This is a genomic window from Paenibacillus tabacirhizosphaerae (assembly GCF_040812395.1).
GTDB lineage: Bacteria > Bacillota > Bacilli > Paenibacillales > NBRC-103111 > Paenibacillus_E.
Genome location: NZ_JBFNXH010000010.1, coordinates 1 through 23888, shown reverse-complemented (window position 1 = coordinate 23888; position 23888 = coordinate 1). Strand labels below are relative to the sequence as shown.

Here is a 23888-nt window from a genome sequence, read left to right as displayed (position 1 = left end):
ACGGATTCCAGAGAGTGAAAAAGGTGGTATGAGAGATGAGCCTAATCAGGCGTATGAGAGATATAACCGTAGCAACACTAAATGAGCATTTGGAGCGTTCGGAAGACCCGGTGCGCTTGATCGATCAATACTTAGCTGCACAACGCGAGCAGCTCCAACAATCCGAGAAGCTGTACCAGCAATGCGTCAGCCACGCGGCGGCGCTCCGCCAGCAGTACCTGACGGCGCTGGAAACGAAAGAGAAGCGCGAGCATCAAGCGCTGCTGGCTTTGAAAGCTGGCGAAGAACATATGGCGCGCATCGTGCTTCAAGAGAAGCTGCAAGCCGAGGAGAAGAGCGAGCAATACCGAGATTTGTATGAACAAGCGAAGCAATCCATCCTTGATCTGGATGAGGAGCTGCAGCAGATGAAGTCCGATTACAAAGAAGTGGCAGATAAACGCAGCTACTACCTGGCGCGAATGGAATCCGCGCGTTTGCAGCAAAGGCTGCATGCACGGATGAGCAGTGTAGGGCAGGACGCGACACCGCGGATGTTCGGACGTTTGGAAGAGCGCGTATCCGATATGGAGCTTAACGCAAGGACGCTCCGAGATGTAAGACGCATGAGCCGGGAAAGCTACTATGCGGCGGGCAACCCTGCTGTAGACGCTGAGTTGGAAGCCTTGCGCAACAAACTGAAACAGGAGGGTTAGATCATGATGGGCAAATTATACCGCTCAAGAAGAGATAAGAAAGTGACTGGCCTATGCGGTGGACTGGCTGAGGCTATGAATGTAGATGCAACCTTGTTGCGGTTGCTAGTTGTCATCACAACTTTTTTTACCGGAGGCACCGTCATCTTCATTTACTTCATAGCAGCGGTAGTTATTCCGAAAGAACCGGGCTTTGACCAGCCGCCTTTTGATCCCTATGCGGGCTCTTATGGCCGACAAGCGTATAACGGCGGTGGCTGGCAGCCTCCGCAGCACAAGCCTTACCAAGGCTCATCTCCAACGAACGCAGGCTTCAATCAAGCCTATGATGCCGGTAAGCCAACGAACAACATTGATGAAATGATGAAAGATATTGAAAAGAAAGCACTGCAAAGAGAAGTCGAAGAATTGAGAGCCAAAGTCGCTCGTTTTGAACAAACTAATGATAATAACAAAGGGGACGTGTAAACCATGGGAGTATTTACAAGAATGAAAGATATGACGAAAGCATCGATTCACGAGGTATTGGATAAAATTGAAGATCCGATTGTGATGCTGAACCAATATTTGCGCGATATGGAGCAAGAAATTGCACAAGCTGAAGTAACCGTAGCTAGACAAATTGCGAATGAACGCAAATTGAAGCAGCGCCTGGAAGAGTCCGTTCGTCTTGTAGCTGACCGTGAAGCGAAAGCAACGGCAGCATTGAAGAACGGTCAAGAAGCGATTGCCCGCCAAGCGCTTGAAGAGAAGCTTTATCACGAAGATAAAATAGTCGAGTACAGCGATTTGCATGCATCTTCCAAGGCGCATGCCGATGAATTGACACAGCAATTGCACGAAATGAAGGATGAGTTCTACAAATTGCGCAACAAGCGCAATGAGCTTGTATCCCGTGCGCAGTTGGCGAAAGCGAAGAAGCAAATGGCGCAAGTTTCCTATAACGGCGTTATTGAGAGCGGCAGTGCATCCCGCGGCTTCCAACGCATGGAAGAGAAAATCATGCAGATGGAAGTCGAAGCGGAAATCGCTCGCAAGCCTTACGTGCCGGCAAGCGGCATCAGCAGCTACACGCCTGTGGATGCTGTGAAGGAAGCCAAAGTAGCTGAGCAGCTTAACCTGCTTAAAGAGAAATTGAACGGCAGCGCTGCCGAGTAACATGCTGTCGATGAGAAGCCCCTCCGTGCGAGGGGCTTTTTTTGTGCGGATAAGAATGTTATAACCCTTTACTAAAACTATGTCTCACCAACACGATTCCCTTGTCCACTAACCACGATTTCCATTTTCTTCGCCCGAAGTCAGTACAAAATTCGTTTTCTTCGAGCTTCACCTTTCTTCGCTTGTGCAAACTGTGTCAAAAAATGCGTGGAAACGAAAAAAGATTGCATGATTAGCAGAATGCTACTTATACAATCTTTTTATTATTTGGTAAAATAAGATAGGACATTACCAGTGTGCACGGGGTTCTAGCAGGTCTTTTCCTCTGTTTTTAGCAGGGCGGTTGAAGGTGCTGATTAGGGCGGAAGACTCTTCTTTCGACAAAGAAGGTTCAGCGACAGCGATGGCAGTGTTTTCACACTTATGTACTTCGACGTTTTTCAACATATGTACGGTCCGATGCAAGTTCGGGTCAAGCTGGATGGTAGGCATGGAGTCACCTCCTTCCCGACAAAATTATACTGCACTACCTATTATATCAAATGAATGAAGTTCGGAGGATAGATATGATGAAAAATAAGTATGTAATTGGGCTGTGCGCTTTGATGTTCGTTGCCTTGCAAATTTGGTGCTCGTTCCTTACATTTTATTTCCCTTATAATGGGATTTATCTTGAGCTAACCCCACAGCAGCAATGGGTGATCAAGGAACTAGATCCCAACGGCTGCGGTTCAAAGCATGACCTCCAAGTCGGGGATATCGTCAAACAAGTGGACGAGAAACTTCCCGCTGAATCTCCATTCGTATCTAAATGGCGAACAATTGAGCAAGCCAGCACGCTTTTGATTTTCAGAGAAGGGCGTGAGGACGGTTTCCAAGTGAACGTCAATAACGATTGTTCCAATGATTTTGTTCCAATCGTAGAGGAATCAGTATGTCTGTTGATGGCGGTTTTGCTTTTTGTAAAAATGCGTTTCTCTCCATCAGCCAGGCTACTTTCAGCTGTTTTTCTGACCTCAGCGATCATTTATATGAGTATGGGCGCTTCCGATAGAGGAGATGCTGTCGGGAAGCTCACCATCGCCAGCTTGATGATGGTGTTACCGATCGTGTTTTACCATTTTCTGGTCGTCTTTTTCAAGGAAAAAGGTAACATTACATTGCCCTCGAAGATTTTGAAATACTTGTACGCGTTAGTTGCTTTAAGCTTTGGAATCAGATGTCTGTATTTGTACCCGCCTCTTGCCTATGCGATATACTGCTATCATGACTCTGTGACCTTGAGCTTTTTCATGGTCGGATTTTTATTCAATATGTGTATCTTAACGATCTTGTATGTCAAAGTACGGAAACAACAGTCTTACATCACAAGTATCATCAAGAGTGTATGGCTGTCGTGGCTAATCTCATTTCTACCAGTTATTTGCTTCTCATTTCTTCCAAAAGTAATAACAGGATTTCAAGTATTAGATCCTTTATACACTAGCTGGATCATTATATTTTTTCCGATCTCGTTTGCCTATTTGATCGCTTCCGACAAATTGTATGATTTTGGCCTTGTAATCCGACGAATTTTGTTTGCTGGTCTACTGGCAGTCGTTCCAGTCAGCTTGTTTACAGGGTTATTCGCTTTCTTATTCCATACTGCAGTGGATGAGAAGATGATTTTGTTCATTTTCATTGGCGTGCTTATTCTGGTTTCCTCGGTGCTGTATGCAGCCGAATATTGGTCAACACGATTGGAGCCGTTTCTGTTTCCGAAGAAATTCGTCCTGCAACTGGCATTGAAGAAAATTGCCAAAAACCTCGGAACGATCTCCAGCTTCCGTGAGTTGAAAGATATTGTTCTCACTGATATTGTCGAGACGCTTCAGGTAATAGGGGCTGCTATTGTGTTCCAATATAAGAATGATACCGAGATTATTTACGAAGGTGATGTAGATGTCACGGAAATTCGGCAGCTTGTCGGCACGTCCTTCTTGTCCACTCATCCGCTTTATACGTGCATTGCGATGAACAGCCATGAAGAATACACAAGCTATATGATCATGACACGCAAGAAAACGAATACGATGCTCAGTAAGGAAGAGACGCAATGGCTGCGCCTCATTACATCCTATTTGGAAGTCAGTCTGGAAAATGTTTATTTGATCCGCAAGCTGACCGTCAAGCTACAGCAGATGGCTTCGCAACTGCCTGATGAAACCATGGCGCAAGATATTCAATGGTTTCGTAAGGTGATGTTTGAATTACAGGAGGAGGAACGGATTCGGATCGCTACCGATCTCCACGATACGACGATGCAGGATCATTTCTTTCTCAAAAGAAGGCTAGTTGCGCTAGGAGAAAAGTACGCCATGCATAAAGAAGGTCAGGATCAGTTGAATTCTTTAATTCATTTTGTTGAAATGATCAATGCCGGTTTACGCGAGAGCTGTTTTGCGTTAAATCCACATTTGCTCAAAGAAGTCGGTTTGATTCAAACGCTGGAGTTGTATGTGAAGAAAGAGGCATACACAGCTCCATTTCAGCTTGAATTCTTTGCACAGCAAACGTTTGCCATCGAAAGCAAAGATTTGTTGACCAAAAAGCATATTTTCCGCATCGTTCAAGAATTGCTTAACAACGCGAAGAAGCATTCGCAATCTTCCAAAGTCACCTTCCACGCGGAAGAAGGAAACGGAAGCTTTTGCTTGCGTTACGAAGACGACGGGGTAGGTTTTGACAACATGAAAGTAAGGCAAAAGGGAATCGGTTCATCGGGAATGGGGATGGAGCAAATCAGAAGCCGAGTTGTGCATATGGGTGGACAGTTAGAAATCATCACGCAGACAGGAAGAGGAACGAAAGTCGTCATTAGGATACCAATAGAGGAGGTGATGTCTGCATGATTCAGGACATCAAGCGACATATGTATCGTATAAATCTTAAAGATTTATGAGCAATTGCAAGCTGTCTCCCCTTGGAAGGAAAAATTTAAAGAAACCACATTTGCGTCGTTCTTGGATGTGGATGAGGTAACCATACTCCAAAATTAATCAAGCATCATCAATTTATATTGAAATATTGAGAGTAAAATTGAAGGAGTTGAAATAACGCATAAGAGCGGATAAAACTATGCGAGTCTTGATTCATTTAGGAAGGGGCAGAGTTACGATGAACTTTTTTACCTTTGTACGAATTATCCAATTCTTTGTTTTTCTTACTTTACTTGTTTCTTCGAGTGGAACGTCCTATGCTAAACAGAAAATTTCTTTTCGAGATTTGAGTTCAAGCCATTGGGCTTACCCTACAATTGAATGGGCCGTTTCCAATGGAATAACAGTTGGATTTGATGATGCAACATTTCGACCAGATGAGACGATTACGGAAGAGCAGTTTATTGCTTTGTTAGTGAGATCTTTTGGGGATATCCCAGACCGTGACAAATCGGATACATGGTCAGATAAGTATTACTTGTTTTTGAACAAGAAGAATTACCCCTTATCGAATGTTCGTAACGCTGCGATCACCAGGAGAGCAATGGCGGAGATCGTTGCGGCTACTCAAAGTGTGAATTATTCCAGTAAATATGCGATTAAATATCTGTTGGATAGAGGTTTGGTGAATGGAAAGACATCGTCCACAATTGAAGGATTTAAGGGAAGCGATTATTTGACGCGCGCGGAAGCTCTTCAATGTATTAAAAATCTACTAGAAACGCTAACAGTTAGAACTTTAGGGGATAGGCCGCAAACTACTAGCGATATCAAATCGCTGAACATTCCTCTATTACCAGTTGAAAGATTACAATCTATAGGCAACGCAGAGCAGGTAATTATGGTGACCGCCGACGATTACGATCAGGTTTCCGTGAAAATCGAAACTTTCGAAAAAGAAAGTGGGGTTTGGAATGAGAAATTCCCCTCAAAAATGGGAGTCATAGGCGTAAAGGGATTTACGTCCGATATGCACGAAGGGGCGAAAAAGTCTCCGGAGGGAGTTTTCACATTAAGTGAAGCTTTTGGGAAATATGAAAATCCAGGCACAAAACTGGATTACAGGCAAACGGATACAAACGATTATTGGATAGACGACCCGGATTCTTTTTTATACAACACATGGCAAGTAGGGTTGGCAAACGGAAGATGGAAATCGGCAGAGTCTCTCCTAAGGAAAGATTCGCTGTATGATTATGCCGTCGAAATCAATTATAATACCGAACGAATTCCCGGCAAGGGGAGCGCAATATTTCTTCATGTTTGGGGGTCGGAAGGAAAAGGTACGGCTGGTTGTACGGCTATGTCAAAATCGGATTTATTGGAAGTTATGAAGTGGCTTGATCCTGCGAAGAAGCCGGTCATTGTACAGGGCGTGGAGAAGGACGTAAACAATATGTGATTTAGGAGAGACGGTGAGAAAGTTGTTCCAAAAATTCAAAATTCCAATAGTATTTGTTTTTTTCATATATATAGCCTTACTCTATCAACAATCTGTTGACGCTCAAAGTGATTCGCAACCTTATGGTATGAAGTTTGAGCATATTGATACCCTGAGTTCCGATTTATCGCAAAGTAGCATTTTTAACATTGTACAAGACAACAGCGGATTTTTATGGTTTGCTACCCAAAACGGGCTGAATCGATTTGATGGATATAACTTCAAGATTTACAAATCCAATAAGAATGATCTTACCTCCATTTCTGATAACTGGGTTAATACAATATTTTTAGATAAATCAGGGGTGCTTTGGATCGGAACTCTGAATGGTGGGTTAAATAAATATGATGAAAAAAATGACTCTTTTCTGAGATATACGTATCAGTCTGGAAAACCAGACGGGATTAGCTCTAATCTGATTGCCGATGTGGTAGAAGACAACCATGGATTCATTTGGATTGGAACCGACAATGGATTAAACCGTCTTAATCCGAAGACGGGTGAGTTTAAATCTTATCATCATAATCCAAACGATTCAAATAGCCTAAGCTCTGATAGAATAAGTGATTTATTTATGGATCGAGATGGATTCTTATGGGTCGCGACCGAGGATGGTGGAGTCAATAGGTTCGATCAAGAAACAGAAAAAGTGATCACTTATAAAAATGACCTTCATTCTAAAAACTTAAGTGATAATTTCGTAGAATATATTTATCAAGATAGCAATGGGAAGTTTTGGTTTGGAACAAAAAATGGGTTAGATCAATTCGATCCTGGGACAGCAAAATTTAAAAATTATATAAATGAGCCCAACAATCCAAATAGTTTAAGCAACAACTATGTACAGTACATTTATGAAGATAAGGAACATCGATTATGGATAGGTACTAATCAAGGATTGAATTTATTCACTCCCGATGAACAAGGGTTTATTAGATATGTACATGACCCTGCAAACATCAATAGTTTAAGCGAGGATAACATTCGATCGATATTCCAAGATCGTTCGGGAATCATTTGGATCGGTACTAATTCGTCAGGTATAAATAAATTTAGTCAAGAAAAGGATAAGTTTGCTCATTTCTACAATAAACCAATCGATGCAAACAGTCTGGATAATAATAATGTGTGGAGCTTTTATGTTGATAAAGATAACCAGTTATGGGTAGGGACATCGGATGGATTAAACATTTACGATTCTTCTAGGCAGAAAGTTAAGCATTATCAGCATGATCTAAAAGAAGGGAGTAGCATAAGCACTGGTAATGTGTGGACAATTATGGAGGATTCTCACGGTGATATTTATGTGGGGACGCAAACGGGTTTAGATCGTTTTGATAGAAAAACCGAAAAATTTATTCACTACCGTTATGATTTGGATAACGGGAATAATCTCAGCAATATTCGAGCTCTTTACGAAGATAAGAAGGGGACGCTATGGATCGGTACGAAAAATGATGGCTTACTTTCATTAGATCCAGCACGCACAACATTTAATCAAATTCCTAATAAAACTCTAAGTGGATCAATATGGATTACCTCTTTAATGGAAGATCGCGACGGATCATTATGGGTTGGAACCAATACAGGTCTATATGATCTAGATTCGCAGGCTGTTTCTGTAGGTAGTTATAGACAGAATTCTAATAATCAAACCACCAGCATCAGCAATGATCGTATTCGTTCAATATATGAAGATGCTGCCCATGGAATGATATGGATTGCAACTTTGGGGGGAGGATTAAACCGACTAGACGTTAAAACAAATTCACTTACGACTTTTAGCGAGGATGATGGACTTTCTAATAATACGATTTATGGAATACTTGCAGATGAGGAGGGAAATTTATGGTTAAGCACGGATTTTGGAATATCTAAGTTTGATCCTAACAAATTGATATTTAAAAATTACGATGTCAGAAATGGTCTGCAAAGCAATGAGTTCAACGGAAATGCTTATTATAAAAGCAAAAGTGGTGAAATGTTTTTTGGCGGTGTAAATGGATTTAATGCTTTTTATGCTTCGAGAATAAAGGATAGCTCTTTTATTCCGCCTATACACATTACAAGCCTTCGGACAAAAAACAAAGTTATGAAATGTTGTACGGAACCTCTTCATTTATCATATGCTGAAAATGCGTTTTCCGCGGAATTCGCCTCATTGGACTACACGATGCCTCAAAAAAATCAGTATGCTTATAGACTTGAAGGTTTTGATAAAAACTGGGTGTACTCTGGAGATAGAAGGTTCGCTAGTTATACGAATCTTGATGCTGGAAGATATATCTTTGAAGTTAAAGGCACGAATATAGATGGAGTATGGTCGGATAAACAAACTCTGGAGGTCACTGTAGATCCTCCATATTGGAAAACTTGGTGGGCATATACGCTTTATGTGATGATGGCAGTTTTAATATTCTGGACATTTAGTTGGCTTCGATCGAAAAAACACAAGAAGGATTTAAAGGCACAGCATATCATCAACGAAGAACTGGTACGGATGAATCGTTTAAAAGATGATATACTGGCAACTACAACGCATGAACTAAAGACTCCTTTAAACGGAATCATAGGTATAACAGACTCTATACTTGAAGGGATCGGCGGACCAGTTAACGATGTGGTGAGAAAAAATTTGAATCTCGTTATTTCTAACGGTAAGAGGCTACATGCATTGGTGAATAATATACTAGATCTATCTCATTTGAAGCACGGAAATATACAATTGAATTTGAAATCGTTAGATCTTTCAAGAATACTGGATGAGGTCATTATTGTTTCTCGCCCTCTTCTATTGACAAAAGATATCATACTAGAAAATAAAATGATAGAGGGGGTATTCGTATATGGCGACGAATGTCGAATTCAACAAATTTTGTATAATCTCATTGGAAATGCAGTTAAATTTACCGAATCGGGTAGAATCGAAGTTACCGCGCAAATCAGCGATCAGTTTGCCGAGATTATGGTCTCGGATACAGGTATAGGAATACCTCAAGAAAAATTTTGCGCTATATTTGAACCTTTCGAGCAAGTAGATGGCTCGATGTCAAGAGAACATGGGGGTACAGGATTAGGTTTAGCGATCACGAAACATCTTGTAGAATTGCATCATGGTTCAATCCAAGTTGAGTCAATAGTGGGTCAAGGCTCAAAATTTACATTTACTTTGCCTATAGCAGATCTACTCAATAATGACGACTATGAGACTATTCATGATGAAATCGTACAAAAGCAAATAAAGTTACATTTGATGCAGGATGAAATAGCAATATCCCGAGAAAATAAGTCCAGTATAAACCAAATTAACGTTTTAGTTGTTGACGATGATCCAGTTAATTTGCAAGTTATGATAAATTATTTCGCTTTACAGGATTGGAATTTAGTTTTCGCACGAGATGGACTAAAAGCATTGGATATCATTGAAAGCGCAGTCATTGATTTGGTTCTACTGGATGTTATGATGCCAAAAGTATCAGGATTTGAAGTGTGCAAAAAAATTCGTGAAACGTATAGCAAAGAGGAGTTGCCTGTTATCTTTTTAACAGCCAAAAATTCGCCAGATGATTTAGCCACTGGTTTTGATTCCGGCGGTAATGATTATCTGACAAAGCCTTTTTCAAAATATGAGTTAATAGCGAGAGTAAATGGTCATCTTAAATTGCGTCTCATGACATTAGAGAAACAAAAAGATGAGTTCACAAAAACAGAAAAAGAAATCTTAACATTGGCTTATCAATATCCGCGGCGTGAGCTGCTTGAACGGTTTAATGAGAGAAGAGAGCATAAAATAGTGGAAAAAACGTTGGAGAGCCATATTAGTAAAATAATAAAAAAACTTGGAATTGAAGGAGGAGGCATTGAAAAAGGGGCGCAACTTGCAAAGAAGAAAAGCATTATCTAATTTTGGCTCCTGGGTTATGTGGGGTGATACAACTTGGTTTCGTTCGATAGCTTCGAGTTCATTTTAAATACTACATGTAGAGTAAATGTTTGAAAATCGAAGTACACGGATCGATTAAAGGAAAAAATATGGCCCTTCCGGCAACCCCTAATTTTTTTTAATGGTTATGTGTGCTTTTTGAATAACCCTTAATTAATTTTCGGGGTATAACTCAGAGATTTTGAATTATATAATGGGGTCAAATCAGGGGTTTCTCAAAACAATTACTTCTGATTTTTTTCAAAATAAGGCAATCTTACTAAGTAAAATCTTGGAGGGGGGGGATTCATAATGGTTGTTCATGTTACATTAAACGAGTTTTTTTGGTGGATTGCTTTATCAATTACTGCACTAACAGCAATAATTCTCATTTCAATGATCTTGGAATATAAAGAGAGCAATAAAACAAGAGTTAAAGAGAATAGTATTGATTTTGATATGGCAAAAATTAATTACTATAAAAACGGGTATGATTTTTGAAATTAAATCCGGAAGCTCATAGATTTTAACGAAACAAGGCTGCCCTCAAGTAGAATTATCTACTTTTGGGGCAGCCTCTTTTCTTAATGCGCCTCCTGAGTGCGCCACACCTTGCTAATACGAAGCAAACCATTGTCGCTTTTTGCTCAACGCGTGTTTATTTAGACAACAATTTCGTACGTTCAACAAATTTCCCAGGAAATATCTGAACGTGTTGTCGATTGACGTATGAAGGTACGAACTGCATAAAAACTGCAAAAAAGTACCAGCGTTCTGGAAAGGAGAGGGAGCCATAATAAGATCGGAAACAAGTGCCAGCGTTTTTGGCAATAAGTGACGAGGAGGATTTCCGATGGCTGTGGCGTCCAAGTATGGTTTGATTTATTTTATGCTGTTAATAATGGGGACGGGACTAGTTGGTTGTGGGGAGAAACAGACAGAGAACACGCCGCAATCCTTAACTGGAGCGTCAACAACCAAGTCTTCGCCACTATCCAGCGCAACGCCACCTCTGTCGCCAAACAGCGCAATAACGAGAGCCATTTCCGGTCCTGACGATGCGATCGTGGAAACACAATACTTTTACTCAGGTCCTCGAGAGCCGAGGCCCGAAGATGAGGTCGACTCAGAAGCATCTCATGGCAAAACAGCCTACTTGACCTTCGACGACGGCCCTTCGCAGAGTACGAAGCGGATACTCGACATTCTGAAAAGTTTTCATATACCTGCTACCTTTTTCGTCATAGGATCAGATACAACGGAAGGGAGAGCGCTTTATAAGCAAATCGTGGCTGAGGGCCATGCGCTGGGCAATCATTCTTATTCGCATGATTACAATACTATCTATAAATCGCCGGAGGCGTTTCGCAAGGATGTCCGGAAGCTGGATCGGCTTTTGGAGGAAACGGTGGGGTTTAGGCCGGATATTTTACGCTTTCCCGGCGGGTCTAACAACCATTTAAGCCGGAAAGCCGGAGGAAGAAGCATCATGAGCAGGGTGGCAAGCGCGATGAGGGAGGATGGCTACCAATATGTCGATTGGAATGTCAGCTCCACGGATGCGGCAGCGCCTGTTCAAGACAAGAATATGATTATCGACTCCGTGATCGGCGCAAGCAAAGGCAAGCAAAACATTATCGTACTGATGCACGATAACACCTATAAGACGACGACTGTAGAAGCATTGCCCATTGTGATCAAAAGGCTGCAAGCAGCAGGCTTCCGTTTTGCGAAGTTAACGAAGTTTTCGTACACGTTTCAATTTTTGACGACTTAACAGTTGTGGGCACCCTTTTCATCGTTTAACATGAAGATATTGACAATGGAAAGGCAGGGTTTTTGTTATGCCTGATGTGTTACAAATCGGACCGTTTCAGTTGCAAGGCAAATTGCTCGCGCTGCTGCTCGCCGGCCTTGTAGGCCTATGGGTGATTCGCAAGCAAGCTCGCAGTCAGCAGAGCGAGAATCAATCTCCCATACATGAAATTATTTGGGGCGGAGCCATCATCGTGGTGCTGACATGGAAGTTTGGCAGTATACTAACACAGCCTTCTCTTCTATGGACGCAGCCGACCAAACTGCTCTTAATCACAGGTTCCCGTACAGAGCTGCTGCTTGGGCTGCTATTTGCTGTTATGTACGGCTTTTACCAAATACGAAAAAGAAGATTAGCCCCCATCCTGCTGCTGGATGCGCTTGCATGCGGAATGACGGCGGCATGGTTTGTATTCAACGCGTTGGTACCGGAATATGGCCGCTCTACAACGTTGCCCTGGGGCATAGGGATTGAAGGGACTATGAGCAGGTTCCATCCCTATCACATGTATTTGGCGCTTTTGCTAATTCCCCTGCTCATCTGGCAGCAGTTTATTCAACCTCGCTCGCAACTGCTTGGTTCGGGCGTGCTTCTCAAGCAGTCATTGTTAGTTGCCGGAGCAGCAGGAATGATCGCAAGTTTCTTCGCGGACTCCGTGCCTACAGCTATCTATCTCAGCTGGCCGCAGTTGCTCTATCTTTTCATGCTAATCGTTGGAATGCTTCTTCGGACAGCGGCGCATAATACAAGCAGAAGGGAGCTGAGCCAAATGAGCCAAAATGATTCCAAAACACAGGTTGAACAAGAAAAACAAAACAAAGAGCATCAGAATTTCTCATCCTCTACAGGCAAAGAAGGCTTTGTCGATAAAAAACTGGACGGTCCGAACCGCCCGTCGACATGACAGAAGCGAATAAAAGCAAGCTGACCCAGTCAGCTCAGGATGAGAGCGATCTTGATCCGTTCGAAATCAATTTTCTACCCGAGTTCGAGGAAGGACGCGGTCCGCACGCCCCCTTTGTGAACGAGCATGGCGTCGTGATCGGCGATCATGATTACGAATCCGATAACTCCCCGCTGGAGAAGTGGACAGCGGAAACGGACCCGGAAGTGATGGCCGGAGATGAGTGGGTTCATCCCTACAAGGATATCGGCTTTCAAAGCGCCGAGAATCGGGATTATTTCGAGAAGGGCATTCCGCCGTTAAGCGGCATTTTCACGCATCCGGACAAAAATGTTTCCTTCGAGCCAGGGTTAGCGACAACCAAGAAGAAAGAAGATGAGGCGGAAGCGTAGCTTTCGTCTCTTTCTATTGCGATTCACGCTAAACACGCTATTTCATGCTTCAGCACGCTGCTGACGGAAAATCCGGATAAAACCCTTCGGGTCCCGTTAATATCCGCGAGCCAGAAATGAATCGAGGTACATGGGACTTTGCTTTCCCCGTTAACGGTTGTATAATAGAGCTTATCAAGATTACGTTTTGAGAGTTACTATTAATTCCTAAGGGGTGGAACATATGGCAATGTCTTTTGATTCTTACATGAAAGATATGGTTAAACCGATGAGAGAGGATTTGACTCGTCTGGGCATTACAGAGCTTTTGACACCGGAGCAGGTAGAAGAAGCGATTGAGAAATCCAAAGATGGAACGATGCTGCTGGTCGTTAACTCCGTTTGCGGTTGTGCGGCAGGCCAATGCCGTCCAGGCGTAGCCAAAGCGCTCCAGAACGATACACTGCCTACTTACACTTACACAGTGTTCGCAGGTCAAGAGAAAGATGCAACAGCCAAAGCGCGTGAATTCCTCGCGCCTTATCCGCCGTCATCGCCGTCCATTGCACTTTTCAAAAATGGTGAGCTGGCGCATTTCATCCAACGTCACCAAATCGAGGACCGTTCTGCCGATATGATCGCTGGCGATCTGATCGGGGCCTTCAACGAATTTTGCAAATAATTCAGGTAAAGTGTTCGTCCTCGCTGCATGCAGCGGGGATTTTATTTTTTGGCAAGATTGTCCAAATCGCCTTTGAATTTTCGTCGGCTAAAGTCTATACTAGTCCTTAAAGACGGATTGTTCGATACCAGAGAAAAGGTGGAGAGAGCCATGAGTTTACAACAAGACATTATTGCCAAACTCGGCGTGAAGCCGGAAATTGACATTGATGCGGAAATTCGGAGTCGCGTGGATTTTCTGAAGAATTATGTGCGGAATGCGCATGCGAAGGGTTTGTTGATTGCCATTAGTGGAGGCATCGACAGCGCTGTAACCACCGGCTTGTGCAAGAAAGCGACGGACGAGCTGACGGCTGAAACGGGACAGGAGTACAAAACCGTAGGCGTGTTCCAGCCTTACGGCGAGCAAGTCGATATCGAAGATAGCTATGCGACAGCGAAAGCCTTCGATTTGAAGTTTCAAATCGAGAACAACATCCAAGAAGCCGTTGATGAGATCGCCATTGAAGTTGAATATGGGCTTAAGCATATCGGCGTTCACCAGCACGTAAGCCGCGGCGGCAAAGGCAATATCAAAGCGAGAACGCGCATGGTCATGCAGTACGCGCTTGCTTTTGAGCTTGGATTAATCGTTGTGGGCACCGATCACGCTTCGGAAGCCATCACAGGATTTTTTACCAAATATGGCGACGGTGCCGTCGACATTACGCCGCTGAGCACGCTGAATAAGCGCCAGGTGCGTTCGCTTGCAGCGAAGCTTGGCGTGCCGCAGAGCGTCCTTGACAAAGCGCCGACAGCAGGTCTCTGGGATGGTCAGACCGATGAGGGCGAGCTAGGCATTACATACGGCGATAACAGCGACTACCTGGAAGGCAAGCAAATTGATCCTGCCGTTCAAGAGAAGCTGGAGAAGCAATATTTGAAGACCGAACATAAACGTGCTCCTATTCCCGGCATTTAAGCGGAAGAAAAAAAGTAATCCAACCCATGAAGGTCGGATTACTTTTTTTTTGAAGATTACCAAGCGAATGTCATTGTAACAATAACCAAGAGAATGAAAAGAACCAATACAGTAGCTGAATTAAAGCCGCCGTAGCAGGCGGTTCCTGTTCCTACTGGATATCCCATACCTGGACACCCCCCCATGTTCAATTTTCATTATTCTGTGCAGCAATTACCAGACGAATGTTCTTGTAATGATAACCAACAGAATGAAAAGTACCAGAATAGTAGCGGTGCTTGTGCCAATACCTCCGCCGCAATAGCCGCCTGCAGGATAGGACATATTCAATCGCTCCTTTCGGAATCAGATAGTCTATTGTATTCCCATGGCATATGAATGGATTGGACATATAACCTGTAAGGACAAATGTTCAAAAAAAGAAGGGCGCCTCCACAGCGATGAATATCGCTTAAGAGGGCCCTTCTTTTGTAGGGGAGTGAGGATTATGGCACCCGATGTCCGCGGGATTTCTCATAAAGCGCATACCACTCTTCGCGGCTCATCAGCTCGGATTGCGCGGTGGCATCCTTGCATGCCTCAACCCGCTTGGCAGATGACGTGCCGATTACGGGCTGAATGAAAGCCGGATGTTTCATTAACCAACCGAGTACGATCGCCTCCGGTGTTGTTTCCTTCTCGGCAGCCATTTGCTGCACGAGGGCGGCGGTTTGCTTCACAGCGTCCGATTCGCCTTCCAGACTTCGGCCGGAATAGATGCCTTGGGCCAGAGGGCCCCAGGCTTGAATTTGAATGTTTTCCATCTGGCAGTGCTCCATGATGCCCTCAGGGAAATTGACGCTGGCGCCTTCCTTGCGGTTAACAAGGATGCCCAGATCCAGCCAATCCGTGCGAGCCAGGCTCATTTCCAGTTGATTGACGACAAGAGGTTCCGGCATCGATCTTTGCAGGAAGCGGATCTGCGGAGCCGTCATGTTCGACACGCCGAAATGGCGCACCTTGCCGGACGATCTCAGCACATTGAAGGCCTCTGCCACTTCAGCCGGCTCCATTAGCGGATCGGGACGATGCAGCAGGAGTACATCAAGGTGCTCCACGCCCAGGCGTGCGAGAATGCCGTCAACCGAACTCACAATATGGCTCTTGGAGAAGTCGTAGCGCTGTGCTGCGACACCGTCTGTCAGCCGGATTCCGCACTTGGACTGCAGGACGATTTGATCGCGAAGATCGGGTCTATGTTGGAGAATTTGTCCGAAAACGCTTTCGGATTTGCCCATTTTATAAATGTTGGCATGATCGAACATCGTGATGCCAATCGATAGAGCCGCTTCTACGGCAGCTTCTGCGGTTAGGTAATCTTCTTTCGTGAGGGGAGCCTGATTCCATTCTCCGCCAATCCCCATACATCCGAACACGACGCGGCTGTTCGAAATCCCGCGCTTTTCAAGCGGCATTGCTTTCATAAGGTTGCCTCCCAGCATTAGAATCTACTTGTATTATACGGATAACCGCAGGCTCGCATAAGAACTGAAAATAGGTTAACTTACTTACCTGCAAGTAACGATGCATTGCATTTCGCCGCATCTATCATGTAACGTAGAGGAAGAATTAGGAATTCATGTTGGAGTTGATGGGTATGTCTCATTCCTACTTTATAATGATCCAGGAGACGGTGGATTATATCGAAGATCACCTGGACAAGGAGCTTGGATTAAGCGTTTTAGCTGACAGATGTTTTATGTCGGAATCTCATTTTTATCGTATGTTTCGTTCGGTTACGGGTTATTCGTTGAAGCATTACCTGCTTGGCAGACGCTTAAGCAAGGCGGCGGTTCATCTTAAAATGGGCCGCGGCAAAGTTGTTGATGTCGCATTGGATGCGGGTTTTCAGTCACATGAAGTATTTTCACGCAATTTCAGGCAATGGTTTGGCGTAACGCCAACAGAGTTTAGGCGAACAGGTTCTATGGAACGAGCCATCGCACGCCTCGAACTGGTAGAACGCAAATTCAAAAACGAAAACAAGGATATCGTTGTCCATTATACATTGACGGAGCTTCAAGAGATTGAGTTGATCGGCAAACCCCAGCATTTCTGTCCGGGGAAATCAGGTGAAATAGAGCGGCTTAAGCCCATAGTGAGCGATTTTGTCGCGGAGGTCATCGATCCATTTCAAGGGGAGCGATTGATTAATATCATTCGATGCGATCCTTCTATGCCGGATAGGCTGCACTATTTTATGGGCACAGATGCAAAAGCGGATCCGCCGCCCTTGGGATTGCTTAGAGATTGCGTCCCTGCCTCGCAATATGGCGTATTTCAGTATAAAGGGAGCATGGGGCTGGTACATCCCACGGTCATGGATGATCTCTACAAATGGATTGTGATTTGCAAAATTGATATCAATCATGCTTTGGGTGTTGATCTTATCGAATATTACGAACAAGATTATGATCAAACAGGCTGCTTCCGGCTGCTTGTCCCGGTAAAATAGGCCATTTGCTGTAAAAAGCGTCAAGAACGCTTCCCTCTTCTAACTTATAGTAAACAACGTAACGAATAGACAACGTTGTTTAGAAAAGAGGAGATTGGGATATGACGGGATCAGAAACAACGCATAGCCGTGTACCGAGCTCGTTCGCGGCGAACGGGCAAGACTTTTTCAATTACTTTTCGCAATACGGCATTAGTGATTTTCAAATTCAACTGATGCTTCAAATCGATGGGCGCCTGGATGCAGATCGTTTGCATCGGGCCATACGATTAAGTGCAGATGCTGAGCCCATACTGGGCTGCCGATTTGTCGAGGATGCCCAGCATCCGTATTGGGAACGCCGGCAGGATCTCGATAGGCTGCCTTGGTTAACGATACGGGAGCTTCCTGTGGCTGAATTTGATACAGCGCTGCACGAATGGTTTTCGGCCCCCATTCATATGCAGAACGATCCTATGGTCAAAGTTTGCTTGCTGCGCACGGAGACGAATGATGCAATTGGTATCAAAATGAACCATACCTGCTGCGACGGAGCTGGGCTGAAGCAATATATGGAACTGTTAGCTCGTATATATACAGAGCTCGAGCTGAATGCTGCATACGTACCAGAACCGAATGTGCGAGGGAAGAGGGATCAAAGCCAGCTGTTTCTGGATGCGGGCATAATGGATTACAGGCAAGCATGGGATCAGAACCAGGCGGAGATTCAACCGTCACGCGCATTTCCGTACAACGCAGCTGAAGCGTCAATAAGCCGCAAACAGTGTATACGGCGTCTCTCCAAGGAATTGACGCAGATCGTATTCGATCAGGCGGCAAAGTGGGAGGCAACCGTCAATGACGTCATACTCGCTTCCTATTATCGGGCTTTGCATGCAATTCTCGCACCTGAGCAGGGTGAGCCTATCACGTTGACCATGACAGCAGACTTACGTAAATACTTGGCTGAGCATTCGCCAACTGCACTTTGTAATTTATCCGGTTCGCTCATTTTGTCATTACGCGCAGAAGTGGTTCAGCCGTTCTCGGATCTGGTGAAGGAAATCGCTGCAATCACGAGGGAATATAAGAAAACCAATCAACTCGGACTGCACACGGCTTCCATGTTTGAATTCCTGGCTGGAATGGGGTTCAATGAGGCGAAACAGCTCATTCTTAATCTTGCCGAGGGGAGCAGGCAGCAAGGGACCTTTTCTTCGACGCTTTCTAATTTTGGGAAAATAAACGCAGAGGCAAGTCCATTTGGCTGTTTAACCGTGTCCGACGCTTATATGGTGAGCCCAGCTATGCATGCTCCTGGATTTATGCTAGGCGCCAGCAGTTGCAAGGACGTATTGACGCTGACTGTGTCTTATTTCGAGCCAACGACGGATGCTTCGCTTGTAGAAAAATTCATGGATCTAGTTATGGCAATGGCTTGACCAGGCGCTAAGAATCAGGTACATTGTACGCAAAACGATGTACGAAAAGTGAGGTTCAGGCGCTCATGATTATTGGAATTGGAACGGATCTGGTGGAAATTGCGCGAATGCGCAAAACGTTGGAAAGCTCGACCGGGGCGCGTTTTCTGGAACGGATACTAACGCCTGCAGAGAGAGAGCTTGCAGAGCAGCGGCGGGGCCGGCTCGCAGAGTTCGCTGCAGGCCGCTTTGCGGCGAAAGAAGCAGTTGTAAAAGCAGTTGGCTGCGGAATCGGCAAGCAAATCGGCTTTCAGGATATCGAGGTGCTGCCGGATTCGCTCGGCAAGCCGATTTGCCATGTAGCGGAGGCGGCGCTGCTACGGGCAGGCCTGAACGGCAACAGCCACCGACTCCACTTGAGTATTACGCATACGGAGTCGATGGCTGCCGCCTATGCCATTGTAGAGCAGCTCTGAGAGCTGCTCTATTTTTTCGAGCTGAGCCAGTCGGAGAGCAGTTCGACTTCCTCATCCGAGAGCTTGTTTTTGTACGGGAGCATCCCGCCTCCGCCATTTTTGATTTGATTCGCAATCGCTTCCTTGCTCATCGTGCTGCCAACCTTTTGCAAATTCGTCTTGGGTCCGACTTTGCCAGCGAGATCAACACCGTGGCAGGATATGCACTTGTTGGTCGTATAAAGCTCCTGCGCCTTCACATACGCAGGATCGCTCTCCGGCGCCATGGTCGCAGCCGGCGTAACAGAAGCTTTACTGCCTGAGCCGCCTCCGCAGGCCGCCAGAAAGAGCACCAGCGCGATGCCGATCATCACTCCGAAGCTTCCCCGCCAAGCTGCCGGGCGCATGGCTATGCCACGGACACGGACATCCTTGCTCAAAGTTACGTCTTTTTTCTCCATAAGTCCTTATTTCCCCCATACACGCAGCATATACCCGCTAACTAACAAGCTAATGCCGCCCATTCCTTCGAGTACAACAGCGGAATACCCGAGATACCACACGCTCATCATCGCGGTCAGCGCGAATAGCCACAAACCAAGATATACAAGCGGTCTGCCTAAAAGCAGCCCAAACTGCACGAAACCAATCGCGAGGATGAACGCTCGCAGTACGGGCGCGAAGAGCGGGCCAACGGCACCGATGGCTTCCAGCAGTACGATCGCCGCAATGAGCAGCGCTCCTGGCAGCAGCAGGAAGACGGGATGTCCCCAGCCGCTGCGGTCAGATACCGCAGAAGTTCCCTCTTCGCCAGCGCGCATATCCTTCCGCAGGCTCCAAATCTGCACCAGGCTGGCCGCAACAGCCGTAATCAGGGCAGCTTGCTTCAGCCAGTCCAAGTCCCGCCAAATGATGGCAACATCCACCAAAGCGCTGAAGATCCACTGCGCGCCCCATATGCTAAGCAGCGGCAGCAGCGCTCGCGCTTCTCCGATCCAAGCCTTTCTTCTATGTACCCTGTCTGTTTGCTTTGCGTTCTGCATGCATTCACCTCTAGTTTTCTCTTGCGAACTTCTCGTATAATGATAACATGTCCATTCATCCATTATAACTTGAACGTGTTAGATAGAGAAGGAGAGCACATGTACAGCGAAGAACAGAAGCTATTTTTTTCCAGCAACTTGTTGGATTGGTATGATACGCACAAACGGGATTTGCCATGGCGAAGAAGCAAAAACCCTTATTACATATGGATTTCAGAGGTCATGCTGCAGCAGACGCGAGTCGATACGGTCATTCCGTATTTCCATCGCTTTGTTGAACAGTTTCCAACGGTTGAAGCGCTGGCCACAGCTCCGGAGGAAAACGTGTTAAAGGCTTGGGAAGGTCTCGGTTATTATTCGCGCGCACGCAATTTGCAGAGTGCGGTTCGAGAAGTTCACGAGCGTTATGGAGGTGTTGTCCCGCAGGAGAAAGCGGAGATTTCGTCCCTAAAAGGGGTCGGTCCCTATACATCGGGCGCGATCCTCAGCATTGCTTATAATAAACCGGAGCCGGCCGTAGACGGCAATGTGATGCGGGTGCTATCCCGCTATTTTCTCATCGAAGAGGACATCATGAAGCCGGCAACACGGGTTCGCATGGAGAAATTGGCGCGTGAATTAATCCTGGAGGGAACGGCAAGCGACTTTAATCAAGCGTTGATGGAGCTCGGCGCTATGGTGTGCACGCCACGTTCCCCGCATTGTTTGACCTGCCCGGTTATGGCGCATTGCTCTGCGCGCGAAGCCGGGATGGAAGAGGCACTCCCTATCAAGAAGAAAGCGAAGCCGCCGCGTCCGGAGTTGCGGGCCGTCGCTCTTATTGAAGGTGCAGGCGAGAATGAAGGGAAATGGCTGATCAGACAGCGGCCGCAAGAGGGACTCCTGGCCAAAATGTGGGAGCTTCCGCATGTGGCATGGACTTCACCAACGTGGAGTTCCGATGCTGCTGCGATGGAAGCACTCCGGCAAAGCGTTGCAGAGCAAGAACAAATTGTGATAAGTCCTGTGGAATGGTTCATGGATACGGAGCATGTTTTCAGCCATATTGTGTGGCATATGAAGGTGTATCGCGCCAAGCTGGGCGAGGGCAGCCGCCAGCGGGACAGCGGAGAGTGGTTGCCTTTCCATTATCGTTGGGTAGATGCGAGTGACCTTAACCAATACGCGTTCCCAAATGTTTTCATACGTATCATGAAGGCATGGCAAGAGCAGCGCAAAGGTTAGCAAACGGAGAAATTAACGGATTTCACGTTTTATGGCATCAATGTTTTTGAGTGTGATGAGCTTCTTATCAATTTGAATAGAGTCCTCATCCAGCAGCTCTTGCAGCACTTTAGTCACAGATTCGCGCACAGTGCCAACCATATTGGCTAATTGTTGATGCGTCAGCTTCACGTCAATCAGCAAACCATTCTCTGTAGGTATGCCGTGTTGTTCGGATAGACGGACTATGGTTTTCAAAATGCGTGAGCGAACACCCAAGAAGGTAAGATCATAGATTTGTTCATTGGCTTTGCGCAATCGTTCCATCGTCGTTTCCAAGAGCTTTAAGATCAGCTTAGGGCTCTTTTCCATAAATTGTACAAATACGGAGCGTTTCAGCGCATACAGCGTGCAGTTTTCCAGGGTCTCTGCGGTGGCAGAGCGTGTGAGCCCATCATGAATAAGCGACATTTCCCCGAAAAAATCGCCTTCACGGAACAACGCCAAAATAATTTCCTTGGCATCGTCTAGACGATAGATTTTCACGACACCCGTTTTGATCAGAAATAATTCCTCGCCCGAATCGCCTTCGAGAAAAAGAATGCCGCCTTTTTTCACTTTTTTCTCAATAAATAAAGGGGCTAATCCCAGTAGGTCTTCTTCAGAGAGCTGCTGAAAAAGGGGGACATTTTGAAGCAATGTAACAATTGTTTTCAAGGGGCTTTCAACTCATTTCGGTCATATTAAACGACCAGCTGCTCTCCGATCTCTTCAATCATCACATTCAAAGCGCGCGATAAATCAACTTCGTAAGGCTCCCTAAGCTCTTGTCCGGACGCGGTTCTAAGTATACGTACGATGGGGCGCTGCATACTGTGGGTGTTCAAACGGGAGACGATGCCTTTGTCACCTGTGTTTAAAGAAACACTGAGGCCGAGTGGATAAATCGCGACGTTGTTGCGGAACAGCTTGACCATATCTATATCGTACAGCTTTCCAGCGTTTGCGTAAAGGACTTCAAGTGCGTAATGAGGAGGGATGGCTCTGCGGTAGGACCGAGGATGAATCATTGCATCGTAGGAATCAAGTAAGCCGACTAAACGGGCATAGGGGTGAATTTGATCGCCTTTGATCCGGAAAGGATAACCACTGCCATCCATTCGCTCGTGATGCTGAAGGGCGCATTGGGCGGATAAGAGGGGAATGCCGGCTTCATCCTTTAACATTTGAAAACCATAAAGTGCATGCTTCTGTATGTCCAAATATTCGGATGACGTTAATCTGGTTTTATTTTGGAGCAGCTGTGCAGGCAGGTGTACATTGCCTATATCATGCAGCAAAGCGCCAAGCCCGATGGCCATCAACTCGTCACGATGATAGATGCCTTGATTCATCGCTAGTTTCGTTGCATAGACACAAACATTAATCGCATTTTGGCAAAAGTGCTGTTCAAGACTCGTTGCGGGTACCATATTGAGTGTGGTGAGCATGACGGGTGCGTGCTTGCGGAAGTGGAGGTCATCAATTAATTGGGACATGGCTTCTAGGAAAAGTTTACTTAAAGGAGGTAGCGGGTGATAAGTTGGCGTAGTGAAGTTGGCTGTGGGGTGGAACTTTTGGAATACCTTAGCTAGTGAACTGCGCAGCAGCATTCTCGTCTCTTCGTGAATCGGATCTTCGATATGAATGTCTTCCGTTCGCAAATCTTCAATGTATAAATAATCGATGCCAAGCTGGCTGAGCTTTTGGAGTATGGAGGTCGTCAGTTCTACTCGATAGCCGACAAGCACCTGGCCTTCTTCCGTGTAAATGGCCTTGCCTAGCCGCATACCCGGCTGACACATAATGGTTGGTATGATTCGCATGTGGATATCCCTACTTTCCGTTCGATCCAGAAAAAACTGCAAACATAAGTCTTAAGCCTTATGCAAATCAATTCAATAGACTCATTCAATCGAACTCATGTAGGCTATTATTTCATAATCGACATTTTATTTCTGTGAGAAAGGTAACAAAATCTTAGGGATTTTGTCATAAAAAAACAGAGGGAGAAAGGAAGAGAAGGGGAGAAGCCGGAGAAGAGAAACATTCTTTCTTTCAGATGGTGAATGGCAGTAAAACGTGGAATCAACTCATTGTTTTTGATACGAATCGTACCGCTCCCTCTATGCAAGACCCAGTATAAGGAATTGGAGATGATGAGCATAGTACTATTTTGATGTAGTACTAGAGAATTAAGATACCTTCGAATAAAGAACACCTTGCGAAAGATGGAGGCCACTGAAGAACTTATGTTTTTTTACGGCGTCTCGCATAAGTTGCAAAAAAGACATCTACCTCCATTTTTTAGGGGGCGGATGTCTTTT

General features: G+C 45.3%; 24 protein-coding genes. 16 read left to right on the top strand and 8 right to left on the bottom strand.

Annotated elements, in window-relative coordinates:
• The first annotated feature begins 35 nt into the window (after positions 1-35).
• The 3 genes from ABRS97_RS17660 to ABRS97_RS17650 are packed head-to-tail and all read left to right on the top strand — an operon-like array spanning position 36 to position 1853.
• Positions 36-695, top strand: coding sequence for a PspA/IM30 family protein (locus ABRS97_RS17660; protein WP_367816068.1), 660 nt, complete (start codon positions 36-38; stop codon positions 693-695).
• A gap of 3 nt (positions 696-698) precedes the next feature.
• Positions 699-1163, top strand: a complete 465-nt coding sequence (locus tag ABRS97_RS17655; protein ID WP_367816067.1) for a PspC domain-containing protein — start codon at positions 699-701, stop codon at positions 1161-1163.
• Positions 1164-1166: 3 nt separating this feature from the next.
• Positions 1167-1853, top strand: a complete 687-nt coding sequence (locus tag ABRS97_RS17650) for a PspA/IM30 family protein (protein WP_367816065.1) — start codon at positions 1167-1169, stop codon at positions 1851-1853.
• A gap of 288 nt (positions 1854-2141) precedes the next feature.
• On the opposite strand, the gene ABRS97_RS17645 is transcribed toward ABRS97_RS17650, so the two are convergent.
• Positions 2142-2345, bottom strand: a complete 204-nt coding sequence (locus ABRS97_RS17645) for a hypothetical protein (RefSeq protein WP_367816064.1) — start codon at positions 2343-2345, stop codon at positions 2142-2144.
• 74 nt (positions 2346-2419) lie between these two features.
• On the opposite strand from ABRS97_RS17645, the gene ABRS97_RS17640 reads away from it, so the two are divergent.
• From ABRS97_RS17640 to nadE, 9 genes are all read left to right on the top strand, one after another.
• Positions 2420-4744: a sensor histidine kinase gene (locus ABRS97_RS17640; protein ID WP_367816062.1), complete on the top strand. Its 2325-nt coding sequence runs from the start codon at positions 2420-2422 to the stop codon at positions 4742-4744.
• 265 nt (positions 4745-5009) lie between these two features.
• Positions 5010-6233, top strand: coding sequence for an S-layer homology domain-containing protein (locus ABRS97_RS17635; RefSeq protein ID WP_367816060.1), 1224 nt, complete (start codon positions 5010-5012; stop codon positions 6231-6233).
• Between the two features lie 13 nt (positions 6234-6246).
• The gene (locus ABRS97_RS17630; protein ID WP_367816058.1) at positions 6247-10176 is read left to right on the top strand and encodes a hybrid sensor histidine kinase/response regulator; all 3930 of its coding nucleotides are present in this window, start codon (positions 6247-6249) and stop codon (positions 10174-10176) included.
• A gap of 330 nt (positions 10177-10506) precedes the next feature.
• Positions 10507-10695, top strand: a complete 189-nt coding sequence (locus ABRS97_RS17625; protein WP_367816056.1) for a hypothetical protein — start codon at positions 10507-10509, stop codon at positions 10693-10695.
• 352 nt (positions 10696-11047) lie between these two features.
• The gene (locus ABRS97_RS17620; protein WP_367816055.1) at positions 11048-11971 is read left to right on the top strand and encodes a polysaccharide deacetylase family protein; all 924 of its coding nucleotides are present in this window, start codon (positions 11048-11050) and stop codon (positions 11969-11971) included.
• 67 nt (positions 11972-12038) lie between these two features.
• Positions 12039-12914: a hypothetical protein gene (locus ABRS97_RS17615; protein WP_367816053.1), complete on the top strand. Its 876-nt coding sequence runs from the start codon at positions 12039-12041 to the stop codon at positions 12912-12914.
• Positions 12911-13306, top strand: coding sequence for a DUF3905 domain-containing protein (locus tag ABRS97_RS17610; RefSeq protein ID WP_367816051.1), 396 nt, complete (start codon positions 12911-12913; stop codon positions 13304-13306). The genes ABRS97_RS17615 and ABRS97_RS17610 overlap by 4 nt, the downstream gene beginning before the upstream one ends.
• A gap of 223 nt (positions 13307-13529) precedes the next feature.
• Positions 13530-13967: a BrxA/BrxB family bacilliredoxin gene (locus tag ABRS97_RS17605; protein ID WP_367816049.1), complete on the top strand. Its 438-nt coding sequence runs from the start codon at positions 13530-13532 to the stop codon at positions 13965-13967.
• 150 nt (positions 13968-14117) lie between these two features.
• Complete coding sequence (nadE, locus tag ABRS97_RS17600; RefSeq protein WP_367816047.1) at positions 14118-14927, top strand: ammonia-dependent NAD(+) synthetase; 810 nt, start codon at positions 14118-14120, stop codon at positions 14925-14927.
• Positions 14928-14983: 56 nt separating this feature from the next.
• Here the strand turns inward: nadE and ABRS97_RS17595 are convergent, their stop codons facing one another.
• The 3 genes from ABRS97_RS17595 to ABRS97_RS17585 all read right to left on the bottom strand — a co-directional run bounded on the left by ABRS97_RS17595 (position 14984) and on the right by ABRS97_RS17585 (position 16390).
• Complete coding sequence (locus ABRS97_RS17595; protein WP_367816045.1) at positions 14984-15094, bottom strand: YjcZ family sporulation protein; 111 nt, start codon at positions 15092-15094, stop codon at positions 14984-14986.
• A 46-nt stretch (positions 15095-15140) separates the two neighbouring features.
• Positions 15141-15251 carry a YjcZ family sporulation protein gene (locus ABRS97_RS17590; RefSeq protein WP_367816044.1) on the bottom strand — a complete coding sequence of 37 codons (111 nt, stop codon included), beginning with the start codon at positions 15249-15251 and terminating at the stop codon, positions 15141-15143.
• A gap of 161 nt (positions 15252-15412) precedes the next feature.
• Positions 15413-16390 (bottom strand): aldo/keto reductase, encoded by a 978-nt coding sequence (locus ABRS97_RS17585; protein ID WP_367816042.1) that lies wholly within the window; start codon positions 16388-16390, stop codon positions 15413-15415.
• A gap of 155 nt (positions 16391-16545) precedes the next feature.
• On the opposite strand from ABRS97_RS17585, the gene ABRS97_RS17580 reads away from it, so the two are divergent.
• The 3 genes from ABRS97_RS17580 (at position 16546) to acpS (ending at position 19297) form a co-directional block, all read left to right on the top strand.
• On the top strand, positions 16546-17421 hold the full coding sequence (locus ABRS97_RS17580) for a helix-turn-helix domain-containing protein (RefSeq protein ID WP_367816041.1): 876 nt from the start codon (positions 16546-16548) through the stop codon (positions 17419-17421).
• 101 nt (positions 17422-17522) lie between these two features.
• Entirely contained in the window at positions 17523-18842 is a 1320-nt protein-coding gene (locus tag ABRS97_RS17575; protein ID WP_367816039.1) for a condensation domain-containing protein, read from the top strand.
• A gap of 65 nt (positions 18843-18907) precedes the next feature.
• The gene (acpS, locus tag ABRS97_RS17570) at positions 18908-19297 is read left to right on the top strand and encodes a holo-ACP synthase (RefSeq protein WP_367816037.1); all 390 of its coding nucleotides are present in this window, start codon (positions 18908-18910) and stop codon (positions 19295-19297) included.
• A gap of 8 nt (positions 19298-19305) precedes the next feature.
• On the opposite strand, the gene ABRS97_RS17565 is transcribed toward acpS, so the two are convergent.
• Both ABRS97_RS17565 and ABRS97_RS17560 read right to left on the bottom strand, forming a co-directional pair.
• On the bottom strand, positions 19306-19737 hold the full coding sequence (locus tag ABRS97_RS17565; protein WP_367816035.1) for a c-type cytochrome: 432 nt from the start codon (positions 19735-19737) through the stop codon (positions 19306-19308).
• Positions 19738-19743: 6 nt separating this feature from the next.
• Positions 19744-20319 carry a hypothetical protein gene (locus tag ABRS97_RS17560; protein ID WP_367816033.1) on the bottom strand — a complete coding sequence of 192 codons (576 nt, stop codon included), beginning with the start codon at positions 20317-20319 and terminating at the stop codon, positions 19744-19746.
• Between the two features lie 99 nt (positions 20320-20418).
• On the opposite strand from ABRS97_RS17560, the gene mutY reads away from it, so the two are divergent.
• The gene (gene mutY, locus ABRS97_RS17555; protein ID WP_367816031.1) at positions 20419-21543 is read left to right on the top strand and encodes an A/G-specific adenine glycosylase; all 1125 of its coding nucleotides are present in this window, start codon (positions 20419-20421) and stop codon (positions 21541-21543) included.
• Positions 21544-21555: 12 nt separating this feature from the next.
• Here mutY and ABRS97_RS17550 read toward each other — a convergent pair whose 3' ends face one another.
• Together ABRS97_RS17550 and ABRS97_RS17545 are read right to left on the bottom strand one after the other, a co-directional pair.
• Positions 21556-22239 carry a Crp/Fnr family transcriptional regulator gene (locus ABRS97_RS17550; protein WP_367816030.1) on the bottom strand — a complete coding sequence of 228 codons (684 nt, stop codon included), beginning with the start codon at positions 22237-22239 and terminating at the stop codon, positions 21556-21558.
• Between the two features lie 26 nt (positions 22240-22265).
• Positions 22266-23387 (bottom strand): HD-GYP domain-containing protein, encoded by a 1122-nt coding sequence (locus ABRS97_RS17545; protein WP_367816028.1) that lies wholly within the window; start codon positions 23385-23387, stop codon positions 22266-22268.
• Between the last annotated feature and the right edge of the window lie 501 nt (positions 23388-23888).

Excerpts from the sequence above, each read along its gene's own strand:
- ABRS97_RS17660 (WP_367816068.1), top strand. The coding sequence starts at position 36 with ATGAGCCTAATCAGGCGTATGAGAGATATAACCGTAGCAACACTAAAT.
- ABRS97_RS17655 (WP_367816067.1), top strand. The coding sequence starts at position 699 with ATGATGGGCAAATTATACCGCTCAAGAAGAGATAAGAAAGTGACTGGC.
- ABRS97_RS17650 (WP_367816065.1), top strand. The coding sequence starts at position 1,167 with ATGGGAGTATTTACAAGAATGAAAGATATGACGAAAGCATCGATTCAC.
- ABRS97_RS17645 (WP_367816064.1), bottom strand. The coding sequence starts at position 2,345 with ATGCCTACCATCCAGCTTGACCCGAACTTGCATCGGACCGTACATATG.
- ABRS97_RS17640 (WP_367816062.1), top strand. The coding sequence starts at position 2,420 with ATGATGAAAAATAAGTATGTAATTGGGCTGTGCGCTTTGATGTTCGTT.
- ABRS97_RS17635 (WP_367816060.1), top strand. The coding sequence starts at position 5,010 with ATGAACTTTTTTACCTTTGTACGAATTATCCAATTCTTTGTTTTTCTT.
- ABRS97_RS17625 (WP_367816056.1), top strand. The coding sequence starts at position 10,507 with ATGGTTGTTCATGTTACATTAAACGAGTTTTTTTGGTGGATTGCTTTA.
- ABRS97_RS17620 (WP_367816055.1), top strand. The coding sequence starts at position 11,048 with ATGGCTGTGGCGTCCAAGTATGGTTTGATTTATTTTATGCTGTTAATA.
- ABRS97_RS17615 (WP_367816053.1), top strand. The coding sequence starts at position 12,039 with ATGCCTGATGTGTTACAAATCGGACCGTTTCAGTTGCAAGGCAAATTG.
- ABRS97_RS17610 (WP_367816051.1), top strand. The coding sequence starts at position 12,911 with ATGACAGAAGCGAATAAAAGCAAGCTGACCCAGTCAGCTCAGGATGAG.
- ABRS97_RS17605 (WP_367816049.1), top strand. The coding sequence starts at position 13,530 with ATGGCAATGTCTTTTGATTCTTACATGAAAGATATGGTTAAACCGATG.
- nadE (WP_367816047.1), top strand. The coding sequence starts at position 14,118 with ATGAGTTTACAACAAGACATTATTGCCAAACTCGGCGTGAAGCCGGAA.
- ABRS97_RS17595 (WP_367816045.1), bottom strand. The coding sequence starts at position 15,094 with ATGGGATATCCAGTAGGAACAGGAACCGCCTGCTACGGCGGCTTTAAT.
- ABRS97_RS17590 (WP_367816044.1), bottom strand. The coding sequence starts at position 15,251 with ATGTCCTATCCTGCAGGCGGCTATTGCGGCGGAGGTATTGGCACAAGC.
- ABRS97_RS17585 (WP_367816042.1), bottom strand. The coding sequence starts at position 16,390 with ATGAAAGCAATGCCGCTTGAAAAGCGCGGGATTTCGAACAGCCGCGTC.
- ABRS97_RS17580 (WP_367816041.1), top strand. The coding sequence starts at position 16,546 with ATGTTGGAGTTGATGGGTATGTCTCATTCCTACTTTATAATGATCCAG.
- ABRS97_RS17575 (WP_367816039.1), top strand. The coding sequence starts at position 17,523 with ATGACGGGATCAGAAACAACGCATAGCCGTGTACCGAGCTCGTTCGCG.
- acpS (WP_367816037.1), top strand. The coding sequence starts at position 18,908 with ATGATTATTGGAATTGGAACGGATCTGGTGGAAATTGCGCGAATGCGC.
- ABRS97_RS17565 (WP_367816035.1), bottom strand. The coding sequence starts at position 19,737 with ATGGAGAAAAAAGACGTAACTTTGAGCAAGGATGTCCGTGTCCGTGGC.
- ABRS97_RS17560 (WP_367816033.1), bottom strand. The coding sequence starts at position 20,319 with ATGCAGAACGCAAAGCAAACAGACAGGGTACATAGAAGAAAGGCTTGG.
- mutY (WP_367816031.1), top strand. The coding sequence starts at position 20,419 with ATGTACAGCGAAGAACAGAAGCTATTTTTTTCCAGCAACTTGTTGGAT.
- ABRS97_RS17545 (WP_367816028.1), bottom strand. The coding sequence starts at position 23,387 with ATGCGAATCATACCAACCATTATGTGTCAGCCGGGTATGCGGCTAGGC.